9 protein-coding genes are annotated in these 14,197 nt (G+C 38.9%); all 9 read right to left on the bottom strand.

The features are described from left to right. Positions 1–309: 309 nt before the first annotated feature. Complete coding sequence (locus CEF18_RS05480; protein WP_110935553.1) at positions 310–627, bottom strand: MGMT family protein; 318 nt, start codon at positions 625–627, stop codon at positions 310–312. 336 nt (positions 628–963) lie between these two features. Further along, complete coding sequence (locus CEF18_RS05475) at positions 964–2,379, bottom strand: sugar porter family MFS transporter (protein WP_110935552.1); 1,416 nt, start codon at positions 2,377–2,379, stop codon at positions 964–966. 735 nt (positions 2,380–3,114) lie between these two features. Then, the gene (locus CEF18_RS05470) at positions 3,115–4,683 is read right to left on the bottom strand and encodes a response regulator transcription factor (RefSeq protein WP_110935551.1); all 1,569 of its coding nucleotides are present in this window, start codon (positions 4,681–4,683) and stop codon (positions 3,115–3,117) included. After that, positions 4,683–6,122 (bottom strand): sensor histidine kinase, encoded by a 1,440-nt coding sequence (locus CEF18_RS05465; protein ID WP_110935550.1) that lies wholly within the window; start codon positions 6,120–6,122, stop codon positions 4,683–4,685. Before CEF18_RS05465 ends, CEF18_RS05470 begins: the two co-directional genes overlap by 1 nt. After that, on the bottom strand, positions 6,119–7,120 hold the full coding sequence (locus CEF18_RS05460) for a sugar-binding protein (RefSeq protein ID WP_110935549.1): 1,002 nt from the start codon (positions 7,118–7,120) through the stop codon (positions 6,119–6,121). The genes CEF18_RS05465 and CEF18_RS05460 overlap by 4 nt, the downstream gene beginning before the upstream one ends. A gap of 574 nt (positions 7,121–7,694) precedes the next feature. After that, the gene (locus CEF18_RS05455) at positions 7,695–7,898 is read right to left on the bottom strand and encodes a hypothetical protein (protein ID WP_110935548.1); all 204 of its coding nucleotides are present in this window, start codon (positions 7,896–7,898) and stop codon (positions 7,695–7,697) included. Positions 7,899–8,544: 646 nt separating this feature from the next. After that, the gene (locus CEF18_RS05450; RefSeq protein ID WP_110935547.1) at positions 8,545–8,754 is read right to left on the bottom strand and encodes a hypothetical protein; all 210 of its coding nucleotides are present in this window, start codon (positions 8,752–8,754) and stop codon (positions 8,545–8,547) included. A gap of 228 nt (positions 8,755–8,982) precedes the next feature. Next, complete coding sequence (locus tag CEF18_RS05445; RefSeq protein WP_223292247.1) at positions 8,983–9,732, bottom strand: hypothetical protein; 750 nt, start codon at positions 9,730–9,732, stop codon at positions 8,983–8,985. A 4-nt stretch (positions 9,733–9,736) separates the two neighbouring features. Then, complete coding sequence (locus tag CEF18_RS05440) at positions 9,737–13,522, bottom strand: DEAD/DEAH box helicase (RefSeq protein WP_110935545.1); 3,786 nt, start codon at positions 13,520–13,522, stop codon at positions 9,737–9,739. Positions 13,523–14,197 lie beyond the last annotated feature (675 nt).

Genomic DNA, 14,197 nt, shown 5'->3' with positions numbered 1-14,197 from the left:
TTTTTTGACACATTTCATATCGGGCGGTTACTTATTTAACTCAAGTAATAAGTTAAATTACTATTACTAAAGTCATAGGAAATATGGGGACGGTTCTCTGCTTCATAGGCACGATTGGGTAATCTTGGTTCACAAAAAAGTGCCCCCAGTGCTATAAAGCACTGGGGGCAGAATCCACAACAAGCCAATCGTGACAATATTTCTATGAAAAGCATATTAACGCACTTCATCAAGAAGTGCGTTAATTTAAATTTTTATATTTATTCACGGAAACTCTTAAAGATCTCCCCCATTACCCTCAATCACCTTTTATACCCTCGGTGAGGGAATCCATTGATATTTTGCTAAATCAATGACTCCATTTAATCCTGCCTCTACACCCTCATTTTCCAAGGACAACAACTGCTCGTTAAAGGACTCATCATTCTGAAGAGAGATCTTACCCTTGGCATTAATAACCCGATGCCATGGGAGAAGATGTCTCTTGCTCATTGAATGTAATATACGAGCGACTTGGCGGGCAGCACGCGGGTTCCCAGCTAGTCTTGCAATCTGTCCATATGACATAACTCTCCCTTCAGGAATGTCTCGTATAATCTCAATCACTTTTTCAGTAAAGGTTGTCAATAGTAAGCCTCATTTCTTAGTTCAGTTCTTTTAAAAGCCTAGCGCTGATTGCATAAAGAATCAAGTCAAGTCCTTAAACATAGATAGATATTTAGTATATTCTATCCATCTATGCTCTGGTACTTGAAGCTTTATATGGCATTAAACCTTCTATGTTTGTACACACAAAATCAAAATGGTTTTGAATACCTTTTGAGATCTTCATATTGATAGGAACTTCTTGAACTTGGCTCATCACCAATTGATCAAAACAACAAAGATGTCAGGCACTCCATAAAGACATTTGTCTATATAAAGTACCTGACACCTTAAAACTCTTAACTATTTACTTGTTGTTTACTTTACACCATAATCCTGGTGAATATCTTTATCAAAAACAACTGTTTTTTTATTTTTCGGCTTCCAAATTTCAGCAATTTCTTCGAGCGATTTATTTTTCGTCTCCGGTACAATTGTCATAACAAAGGTGAAGCAAATTGCGTTGATCACAGCGAACATCCAGAAAGTGAATGCTCCGCCCATGTTATTGATTAGAATCGGAGTGAACTGTCCGATTGCCCAGTTTGCTCCCCAAAGGAACATCGTCGCAATACCAACCGCTTTAGCACGTAGATGATTCGGGAAGATTTCGGGAATCATAATCCAAGGAATTGGTCCCATGGATACACAGAATGCTGCAGTAAAACCAGCTATAAATATGATTAGTAACATGCCACTACTAGCGGGTTCAAAGTAGAATACGCTTCCAATCAGCACCATAAAGATCGCCATCAAACTCGAACCAATTGCCATCAATCTCTTTCTTCCAATTTTATCAATCAACAGAAGTGCAACAATTGTAAACACTACTTGCACACTACCTATGATACTTGTCGCCAAAAATTCGGTATTATTTTCAAACCCAACACTACGAAAAATATCTGGACCATAGTAGGTTACCGCATTCATACCAATTACCTGGTTAAACAGTGCAAGGAAAATCCCAACTGCCATAGCCATTCGCAAACCTGGCTTCAATAACTGTTTAATAGAAGTATTATTTTCTGTTTTGATGGAGTATTTAATTTCTTTCGACTCTTGCTCCGCAACTTCTTCGCCATTAATTCGTTTCAGTATTTGAAACGCTTCTATTTCTCTACCTTTTTGCATTAAATACCTTGGGCTTTCTGGAATGAAGAATAATAGAATAAAAAAGATTAGGCCTGGAAACGTTCCAAATCCAAGCATCCAGCGCCAGCCAACATCCAATCCCCAAGCATAGGTACCGCTATTCGCTACACCGTAGTTGATGTAAAAAGTAGCACAAATACCGAAAATAGTAAATAACTGATAAAGGGAACCGAGTCTACCGCGAATTTTTGGTGGCGCACATTCACTAATATATGTAACAGATAAAGCAGAAGCAAAACCAATTCCTAATCCACCGATAATTCTAGCATAAACTAGCATTGTAACACTTGTTGCAAATGCAGACCCTAGTGCAGAAATGATAAAAAGAATAGCTGCTAAAAACATGATATTCTTCCGACCGAATTTATCACTTAAGAAACCGGAAATTGCAACACCAACCACCCCACCAATCATTACACAGGAAATGACCCAGCCCTGCATAGCCGGTGATAAGTTGTATTTTTCCGCAAGAAAACCAATTGCCCCTGAAATAACCGCTGTATCAAAACCGTACATTAGACCGGCCATACCTGCTGCAATTGCAATTAATATAACATATCGTGATGAATGTTTCTGTAACATAATGATCCTCCTCATACTCTCTAGGTAAATACACACCATACACTGTCAAAACTTTTTGATGTGTCTAATTATCTTATTTGTTTCTATGATTAATCTTCCCTTAAATCAACATAAACGTTTCTTTTCTGCACACCTCCTGTTGTCACTTGCCGCTATGATATCGTTACCATTATTCGTGTTATGAGCTATAAAACGTTTCCAATAACATTGTGAACGTTCTCTTAAAGTAAATTTATCATAAACACTTTTTCTTGGTAGCACTTTCATCTTCACATTATTGTTAAAACCTAGACTATTTTGTACAAGTATTTTCACAAAAAAAGCCAATCGTTTTTATTGAACTTACGGATGCTATGTCCGCCATCATTTATTGGGTGCTAGTGTAAACAAGTATTGTCTAGAACAAGGTCTTTCCTTTAAGGAGTAAACTTTTACGTAGTAGATTGGGGTCTGAACGGTCAATTATGTGCACACGATCCCGTCATTTCTAAAGAGGGACCTCGCTGGTATGTGTTTCATAAACGGGGATTAATTCGTCAGATGATGGATCTATATGGAAGGCAGTTAAAGATTAATATAATGCTCTTGATCCTAGATTGACAAAGTCAGGTTTGTTATCCCCTATCATCGGGACAACAAACCTGTTCCTCGTCTATTAAAAAAAGTTGGGAATCCACTTTATATATTGGTATTTTGCACTTCACTAGTAAGCCCGTAATAGGTAAAATCATTGTTTTACTGTTGATATTTGCTTCTATATTCACGCGGACTTAATCCCATTTCCTTTTTAAAGACTCTACTAAAATAATTCGGATCCTTGTATCCTATATTCATTGCGATTTCTTTTAATGGGGTTTTCCCATCCAATAATAAGTCTTTTGCCTTTTGTATCCTCGTATTCGTTAAATAATCAATAAATGTAACCTGAAACTTATCCTTAAATAACTTACTCAGGTAATAAGAGCTAAGACCAATTGTTTCAGCAACTTCTTCTAACATCACTGTTTTATGATAATTATTGTCGATATATTCTTTTGCTTGTAAAAGTAGGCTCTCTACACCGCTCGTTCGCCACTCTCCTAGACGTTCGATAATAACAGAGAGGTGTGTTTTCGCACGTTCTTTTATTTGCATAGATGTTTCTAATGTATCAAAGCTCATCTGAACATCTTCATCAAATCCAAACTCTTTCATCGATCGGGTTAAAATGATAAAGAAATTCTCCATTGCTTTTTTAATCATTTCTACCTTCGATTCAGAAGCTTGGTGAATCAGTTGAAAATAAGTATCAAACAGATGTAAACCTTTTTGGATATCCCCTTTCTTCACCGAATTCACAAGTTCTTTCTCTACTTCAAATGGGATCAGCTCTGTCCGCTTTTGTTTCATATGGTCACTATAGGTCATATAGGACGCACTTGCATGTTTATAAACTAATTCCAACGCATAGATGGCTTCCTCGTAGGAACGAGAAAATTGATGAACATCAGAAACGATCGTACCAATTCCTGCCAATACACTGCAAGCTTCTAACTGATTTTGAACCTGATGGATGATGGAACGTGCAAAATCTTGTCTCATTTCCAGAGTTGCTTCTTCTTCTTTGTTCAGTAACAATAATGTCGGGACTTGAAAACCAGTTAGTGGACCAACAAGACAAGGATGGCGCTGGTCATGTAATGCCTGTTTTAATATCCGATACCACCGGCTTTTTTCATTTCTGTCAGGTTGGAGACGAGTCGAATCGAATGAAAAAACGACGACGAACCCTTGTGACTGATCAAGGTGTAACCATTCATTCCAATCCGCTTGATCAAATTCATGGACATGATCCAATAGTGACGATACGATAAACTCCATTTCGATAAAGGAACTAACTCGTTCCAACCGTTGAGTCATTTCCAGCATTTCAGTCCCTTGTTTTCTTTCGGCTTCTATTTCTTCTACCATTCGGTCGAAAGCTTCGAGTACTTCTGATACTTTACTTGGCTTTAACAAATATTCTTTAATACCATACTTCATTGCTTGACGAGCATAATCAAACGTATCAAACGCAGATACCATGATACACTTTATCGTTGGATAAACATCGATAATTTTTTGAATCGCTTGGAGTCCATCTAACTGTGGCATTTTAATATCCATAAAAATTAAATCTGGATTCTTTTCTAACGCCAGATCTACAGCCTGATTTCCATTTTTCGCTTCGGCAATGACTTCAAATCCCGAACGGTTCTTGGATAGCATCAGCTTGAGCCCTTCTCTTTCCAGTGGCTCATCATCTACCAGCATGACTTTTATCACTATTTTCCTCCTCCTCTCTCCTGTTTTGATAAGTAAATTCTTACGGTTGTACCTTTTCCAGGCTTGGAATCAATCTCCACGTTACTCTCTTTATCAAACAGTTTGAGACGAGTAATCACGTTTTTCATCCCTATGCCAGTGGAATGACCAGAGCTTTTTTTTGTTGAAGAAACAGGTTGTTCTCTACTCGTATCCAGCAAGCGATCGATCGTTTGCTGATCCATGCCTACCCCGTTATCCGTCACTTCAATACAAACCCTCTCGTTCAATTGATATATCGTTAATGCAATGATTGCCCCTTCAGCCATGTCTTCGATCCCATGCATAAAGGCGTTCTCAATAATTGGCTGCAGGGTTAAGCAAGGAAGTGGAGTCGAGAGACACGCAGGATCTATTTTTTCTTCAAACGCTACGCGGTCACCGAAACGCGTTGTTTGGATGAAAAAGTACTCTTTGACAGTTTCCACTTCATCTTTAAGTTCTATCTCTCTATTTAAGTTACCAATATTGTAACGCAGCAACGCAGAAACGGAAGAAATTAAATCACTGGTTCGCTCTGCGCCTTCAATATAAGAGGTTTTGGAAATTGTATTTAGCGTATTAAATAGGAAATGTGGATTTATCTGGTTTTGTAAACTCTTCAATTCCATTTCCTTCAGGAGTTGCGAAAGCCTTGCTTTTTCTTCAATCTCCGTAACGGATTGATTAATATTTCCTTTCATTTCATTAAATGTATTCGTTAAATGCCAAAGCTCATCCTTTCTAGAAACCACAACATCCTCACCAGAATAATTCCCTGCAGAAATTTCCTTTGCAGCATTTGATAGACGACCAATGGTTTTGGTAATGCCGTTAGAAAACCAAAGCGCAAATAAAATGCTTAGTAAAATGATAGAAGTTATCATAGCTGTCCCGGTCTTTTCCGTATAGGTAATTTTAGTGTCCATCAGTAAAGATAACTCTTTATAGTTTGTAAGTTCTTGATTAATCAATTCTAGTGTTTTCTCATGAATATAACTGGATGTTTGATCTGCTTCATTTAAATACATCGAATATTGCCGAATATCTTGTTTATTTACACCTTCCACTGTTTGATCTGCTTGTTCAAGAAAAGTCCTCAACAAGTTAAGATAGTTTTTCTTAGGGATTCCCTCTGTTTCCTTCGTGGAAAATTCCTGCTGTAGCTCGAGAAGGTTTTGCTTATCCTCTTGATAAAAAGATAGATTTTCAGGCAAAGGTTCATGCACATAAATTTGCAAGGATTGGAACGTCTGATTCGTTATTTTCGTCATTTCATTCAAGAGAAAGAAATGTTCGACATTCTCATCATAGAGTTCCATTACTTTTTGATCATTTTGATCCCGAATGAAAAAAGCAAGTACGATCAATAATAGAATAGCCACAAAATAGATTAACAACTTCGTGCGAATCTTAATCATGAGGCTTCATCCTTTTCACTCTTCCAGTTATCTAAGTTGGAGATACGTATGATCGAAGCATCGGTAAAATAGGTGTCTTGAACCGACTTCCCTTTAATAATATCGAGCATTATCTCAATACTTTTGTACCCCATTTCAAAGGGTTGTTGTTCAACGATGGCATCTAAGTCCCCTTCTTTTAATAATTGAATGTTTTCATTTAACGTATCGAAAGTCATCACATAAAGATTCTCCTCTTTATTTAGTGATTTCGCTGCGGCTACGATGCCAATCCCATCAAACGAACTTGTTCCATAAAAGGCAGTAATATTGTCATGCTCGGTTAGCATCTCGTATGCTTTTTCCTCTGCTTTTACTCTTGTGATGTTTGATTCATCCATAGCCACGATCTCGATTCCTTCGACCTTTTCTACTACATCTCTAAATCCTTCGACTCGCAACTGATGATGGGCATTATCAAAACTTCCTGTAATAATTCCTACAGTAGCTTTTCCATTAGTATCTTCAATCAACGCTTCTCCAGCTAATTGACCGGCGGCGTAATTATCTGTCCCAATATATGCATTTCTTAAACTATCAGGAGAATCTGTATCAATCGTAATAATTGGAATGCCAGCCTCTACAGCCCGATCAATTAGCGGAGTGAAATTATCGTTCAGTGCTTGGACAATAATCCCATCTACTTGTGATTTTAAAGCAATATCTAAAAGCTTCAGTTGTTCCTCGGGATTGGAACGCTTAGGCCCCTCGTATTGGACAAAAACATCATACGCTGCTTCGGTCTCCTTTGCACCTTGTCCTACTAAACGCCAATAATCATGATTCATTTCCTCACCGATCAATGCAAAATGATAGGTAGGCAGAGAAGACTCAGAAGACATACCTTTCTCAATCAGTTGATCATAGTCCTGTACTTGTTTATAAAAATAGAAAGAATACACGATTGCCGCTAAAATGAACGAGATTAAAACAATATATATAATAGATGTACGATTCATGTTTCCCTCCTATATTAGGTGATCAGTAAGCCAAATATGGCAGACGGTCGTTTGAAATCATTCCTTCACCAGACTTAAATGAATTGGCAGAGCGTATTTAAAAAATATTTTAAACTGGGATCCAACATACAATAGTAGACCCCCCATTTCTACACTAAGTTATTTTAAATCACGCTTCACATTACCTCAATGCCTACCGAAAAACAAACTTTTCCACTTCTGGTTTTTTCATGAGCAACCTTTATCCTCAAAAAATCCCCACAAACGTTTATGCAACAACATTTGTCGGGATTCTAATTTTTGAAAAACGGGGGTTATAGGTTAATTCATAAATCGCAGACCAAAGCACATTAGAAATCGCATAACTATCACAACACAAATCACAGTATTATTCACAATAAATAAGGGAATGGAAATTTAGTCTCCATGCCCTTATATTTCTATTTTCTTCTTCAACGCTACCCCGTTAGTAATCAGGAAATTAACTCTCCTATCCTATTCAATGATGTAAAAACACTGTATAAAGGCAAAGGAGAAATAATAATATTACTTTCAAAAATCGCTTTCCATAATTTCATTCCATTATGACGCTTGTAAGCGAATAAGTACGTGTATTCTCCTCGTCAATTAACTTAAAATGAATATCAGACGATGATCTTCCATCAATATGTTCCGAAACATCTGATAATTCGAGTAATTCCTTCAAGTGAATAGACTTTTCACTATTAGCCTCTATCGTAATACTATACGGACCAGCTAAATTCATAAGTGATTCCATTCTAACTACGTCTTCCATGAAAAATGAGTCTAAAAATTCTAATTCAAATGATACGTGTTCATTATTTCGATTATTTAATAAAAGATTGCATTCTAAAGCAGGGGACGGTTCCGTGCTTCATTGGCATCGATGAGATAATCTTGGTGCTAGAAAAGTGCCCCCACGTGCTCTAACGCAACAATATTTAACCCCTTGTCTGCTAAAAAACGCACTTCATCAAGAAGTGCGTAAATGTAACACTATTAGATTTATTCACAGAACCTCTCACAGATCTTTCCCATTGCTTTCAATCACTTTTTATATCTTCGGTGAGGGAATCCATTGATATTTGGCATTAATTCACGATGCCATGGGAATCTATATCTGATACTGGTAGCTTTATATGCATGAAACATTCTATGTATATATAAACAATATTACAAAACTCGCGTGGTAACAGTGGATCGATTATTCTATTTGCACATGTGTTAAGCTTTTAACGCCCTATAAACAGCAGCAGACTATGTTTCATTACATCAAAAGGCTTCTCCATTTGACCACTACTAAAGTATGTATCTTACTAATTATATTCTCGTTAATTTATGTAGACCCACTGGGGTCAAGAACTTTGATTCTGAAATCGGCACTTCGTTTATTCGATATACGTTTAGTTTGACTCTTTTGGAGGTTGGCACACGTCACATTTACGTTGGTTTTTATTTTTAAATCTCGTAAATGTTTTTTCAAAGTTGCTACCACACGCACATTTAAACAGTAACCTTTGAGAAAAACCGTGATATTCCGTCGATAACAACGTACTTTCTGAATTATTCTCAACATATTCTTTAATTTTACTGATTGTCCATCGTTTATTCATTCTCTTACACCTCCATATTTATTGCTAGGCGGAGGCTTTTCTTGGCATCCGTTTAATTATGAGCTAAAGTCGTAATTATCCTAAGTTGTTCATTATAACATGAGCTGGCACACAATCAAAAAGATCGTTATTTTGCACAATGAGAGTCAGGAACTTTCATCCGAATTTGATACAGCCATCCTCAAAGCATTCAACCTCTCCGTGGGGAGAGTCACCACAAAAAACTAATCACTCCTCCTCCACTCCCATCCATTTCTTTCTCCAGTCCACTCGATCTTCTTCCTCGATTTGTTTCTCGAGTTTATCATCCCAACGTTCGAGCCATGTGTTCCAGACACGGGCATAAAAAATATCCTGTTCTTTATTGTACAGTTGAAATTCCAGACACGGGACAGATTCTATCGTCCTCGTCTCAAACCGATGAACATCGGCAACAACCGTTTGAAAGCCTTTTTCATCCAATCGGTTTTGTTGCTTGGAAAGGACCTCCAAGATTCGGGCCTCATCAACATGTTCTTTGGCGTGCTCATACCGGTAAGCAGACCCTTCTTCATCTAGGTCCGGCATCGATTCATTCCTTGTTTTTGGCCAAAAATCATCATGAGTAACGCTGTAATAAAGCTCTGCTCCCTCTTCATCCAGTGCTTCTTCAATGATGCCAGACTCTAACTGCTCTCGCCCTTTTCTTGTCAGCTTGAAAATTGATTTTTCAAGGTGGATCAATCCCCTGCGCTGCATATCTTCCATCAAATCGGCAACAAACAGCTCCTCGACCAACAACATTTCAGTGATATTTGCAGCACGCCGAATATCCGTCTTCTCAAAAGCAATCAGCATCATTTTCATCAAAATATCCATTTTCGAACGCTTGACCCGCGTAAAGGACGTATCAAAGATCTTAACTGGTACATGCCACACAGCCGTCTCTTTGATAACGACTGCCGGATTCTCAAGCAAACCAGCGCGTAACCGATTCATGACTTTATCCATGCTGAACCACCCCTTCAAGCTCACGCAAACCATCTTGTTTTTTGACTGCTTCTAACACGTGCGTATACATTTTTCGTGTATCTGCTTGTTTCGCCTTTTTGGTAAACATTTCTATACTGCCGATTAAAACGAGTAATTCTTTTGCTCTCGACAGGGCAACATTTAATCGGCGGTAATCATTGGCAAAACCGATGTCCGCCTGTTTATTATCATGGTTTCGCACCATACTTAACAGAATCACATCCATTTCCATGCCCTGAAAACGGTCGACAGTTCCCGTGCGCACCGTCAAGTGATCCAAACGAAGTACCTGATGAATCAATCGATCGATTTTTTTAACTTGTTCCCCGTAAAAACTAATGACACCAATGCTTTTTTTCTCATCGGCATTCATTTTCCCTGTTTGTTTTGCTTGAGCTGTTGCCTCATCCAACTCCTTCAGTAAATCTTCTATTCTTCTCAATTCAGCGGAGTTATACAGACTTTTTCCGCCTTTCATTCGCTCTTCGAAAAACAAAGGTTCATTCGGAACATCAAGCCATAAAAGATGATTATTTCGCTGAACAAGCGGTGATTCCAGCAAGTGATCACGTTGTGCAGCTGAATCCGTTAAACCACACTGAAGCCGCTCATTTTCCTGTTCATAAAACGGTGCAATAGCTTCCATAATGTTTTCATGCATGCGGTATTGAATCGCAAGCATCGTTTTGTTCTGTTTCGGTAAGCTTTTAAACAATCTTTCAAACAGCGATTCTTTCAACAGTTTTTTTAATTCAACTTTACCTTCAAAGTCATCACTATCATCCGCCATTTCCTGCAACGTTTCTTCTAGCGTATCGTTTCCTAATAAAGGCGGCAGCTGATGATGGTCCCCCACTAAGACGATTTTCTTTCCTTTTAGCATCGGCAAAAGAAGCTCCGGTGGGGTCGCTTTCGATACTTCATCGATGATCACGACATCAAATTCAGGATAGCTGTCGATGAAATCTTTTCGTGCAGAGGCCACGCAAGTCGTTCCAATCACGTTGGCATGTTTCACATAAAGCTTGCGAATTTCCTCTAAATCGTGTTCATTTGCCTCTTCTAACAGAGAGAGCCATTGTCCTTGAATCGACTGAAAAACAGGCAGTCTCTCTTTCTCTTTTTTTAAAGAATCCCACCTAAATGCTAGACTCGCCCATTGCTTTAAGCGGTCCTCATGCTCGCTCTCCGGATCAGTCTCCAATATGTCATTTAAAAGGAGTTGTTCTTCTTGCTTCTGAGTGATCGAACTTTGCCATTGTTCGAGCCGGGCCTCAGTTTCACCGAGCTTCTTCTTTTCTTCTTGAAGCCGAACGCTTTCTTCTTCTTGTTTTTTGCGGTTCGTTTCAAGCTGCTCTTTCACTTGCTTATATTGCTCGTGTTTTTTCTTCAGTTCCAGCATTTTTTCTTCTTTTTGTGGAAGTAAATCTTTTGCGTTCGGAATTCGTTCTGCTGTCTCCAACATTTGCTTCAGACTCTCTTGAAGAGAATGAAGTGCTGAGTCCTCGTCTTTTTTTTCCAGCTGCCATTTTTCATGAGACATATTATTGACACTCTGCTTGTAGTGGAGTTGACCGAGCATTTTTTGCTTCACCTGTCCAAAGGCTTCCTGCGCCAACTGTTTATTCGTATCAAATGGCGTTAACCGTTCGGCTTTTTGCCGCACAAAGTGTCTCCTGCTATACAAACCTTCCAGATCCGATACAAGCACCTGCACAGAGATTTGTTGTCCATTCAGTTTGCTTCTTAATTCGTCTAAAAACTGATCGATTTCATCCGCCGTATAAACGGATAATCGGTGGAGCGCCCGTTGCTGAATCTTGTCAGTCGGGGTATGATGCTCGTTTAATCTCTGTTCAAGATAGGAAATCGCGCGGTTTAGCGTGTCATTGTATTCCTTTAATTTTTGGAATTGGTTAATTTCTTCACGAATGTCCTTTATCTCTTCAAATAACTGCTGAACATCTAACGTACGTTCGAGTTTTTGCTCTAGAACCATCCATCTCAGAGTATCGACTTGCTTCGATTCTGTTACTTTGATAATGAGAGCATCAGTTTGTTGGATAGCCTCGGCAAACTTTTCATATTCCGTAGTCGCTTGATCCAGTGTTTGCTTTTGTTCACTGATTTTGTCTTCAAGTGCTTGAACAGCAATGCTTTGTTGCAGCTTTTGGATCACCTGTTGATTGTCTTCGATTTCTTTTTTTATCGTGTCAGGTTCGGGGACCTCACGCAGAAAGTTTTTATCTTCTTCTATCAAATCCGTCAACGTACGAAGAGTTTGTTCGATCTCCTGCACATCGCTCTGAGCATGTTGTTGCTCCTTTTCAGCATGATCCACTTTCTTTTTTTGTTCTTTCAAAAACGTTTCGATTTCGTGATGTTGCTCTTTCGCTTTCTTTTTCGCTTCTACCTCTGCTTCTAATCGTGCGAGCACCGGCTTTAGCCGCTCTTGTTCCGCTTCATTCTCCGTCCACTCTGTTTCTAGTTCTTTTTCGCGCTTATGTCGCGCTTCAAATTGAGTGGAGACTTCTTTTAACGTATGGTCCTTCCAATACTGACCTACGTTTTCTTCCATAAACTTTTTGCCTTCCTCTTCAATGCTTTCCGTACGACCTACTCTAAGAATACGAATATCCTTATTTTCCAACAATCGGCCGAGCGCATTATCAACTGCTAAATTCGATTGGGATGCAACGAGTGTACGAAGCCCTGCTCTCGCATTTTGCAGGCAAATTTCCGATATAACCGTTGTTTTTCCCGTTCCAGGTGGCCCTTGAATGACGTACAAATCTTCCGAAGCCACCGCACCTTGGACTGCTTCCTGCTGAAATTCATTCAATCGATTATGAAATTTGAGCGGAGCGATTTTTTTGGGCGTTTGAACGGGCGGCTTGTTTTCAAATAAAAGTTGTTCCAGTTCCGGATTGGCGGCCAAGCCATCTTCTAAATGTTTAAACCCTTGCCGTAACCGTTTCACCTGGCTCAATGCCGCAAAGTTACTGAAGATCACTTCTTTTTGAGGCAGGTCGAGCTGCTGCTCCCTTGCTCGTTTTTCCATATATTTATTGACTTCTACTTCCACTGTACGAGCGGAGCGATTCGCTTTCAGTACCTTCCCGATGTCTTGGTCAAGCCCCTTAAGTTTTACGCTCAAATTTCTGAGTGATTTCCATTCCTTATCATTCAACTCGCATCCCTTGATCGTTACACGGCTAAAATCATCGTTGAATGCAAGACTCGTAAAACGAGCGACCATGTCCGGAATATCCGCGGAACGCTCTTGAATTTTCAAATAGCCTTCCCAACTCGTCATCCGCTTTTTCACATATGTGGAAATTTCTTGCGCTACCGGCATGTCATGAAGCAAGTTTAGCAAGTCAAATGGGACCTGTCTCCCTCGTTGGTCGCTTAAATCAAAAGTGAGATCGACTGATTGACGCCAGTTTGTTCGCACGGAGGAACGCGCTGATTTCTTCGTCACATTTGTCACAATAAAACAATCCTTCTCCACCACACAATGAAGAATGATCACAAGACGATCGTACATATCGGCCAAACGCTTATTTTCCACATTATCAAAGAACAACGCGGCAGAAAGGGGACGATCCGCTGTCTGCGGATACTTTTCTATATATACACGAAATGATCTCTCCAACGAAAAAAACGAACGCTCTATCCCAAGCACGCCCATTTTGTCCTTTGCCTTATTTGTTAAGGTAATTGGACAACGATATGTCTTATTCAGTAACTTCATCACGTTCCACCTGCTTGCTATGAGATTGCCTGTTAAGGGATTGATTGATCTCTATTATGTAATACGAATTATTCTGAAGGTTACTGAAAAAATTGATTTTCACTATTTCAGTATCCCTTTGATGCAATGAGCGAATTTGAGTGTCCCTCTTGCAACACTATCTTGGAAACCAGTTTATTTAACTCTTCTATTTGGTTTTGTAATAACTCACGTTTTCATCTAATACTAGATTATAGCATATGAACATCGATAGATATCAAGAAACAATTATCCAAATGGCCCTCCTGGAAATATCAGTGAGGTTTTAGCTAGTTGTTGAGAGATTTGTTGGTAACAAGGAACTGCACAGGTAAAAACTATGGTGTGAAACTTGATGGGGAAGTATAGTATCGCAGGCAACATTAGATAATTCACACAAAAAAATACGCCCTGCTTTAAGCCATGACTGCAGTGAATAATATGTTTTTTCGAAAACGATAAAAATAAGTTTATAAAGAAATTATGTGCCTATACTGAGTCTTCACTTTATCCTTTCTTGTTAAGAAAAATGCAAAGCGTCTTTTATTTATAACAGCGTGAACCTTCTTAACCATAGATTTTTAAAAGCTCGAAGTAGCGAATGCGGTGACTCCTGCGGGATTAGCAACAACTGAAGACCGCACAGGGCGGACTTTC

It is taken from the genome of Salipaludibacillus neizhouensis, assembly GCF_002886185.1.
Taxonomy (GTDB): Bacteria; Bacillota; Bacilli; order Bacillales; family Salisediminibacteriaceae; genus Salipaludibacillus; species Salipaludibacillus neizhouensis.
This window is presented reverse-complemented; position numbering and strand designations above follow the sequence as displayed.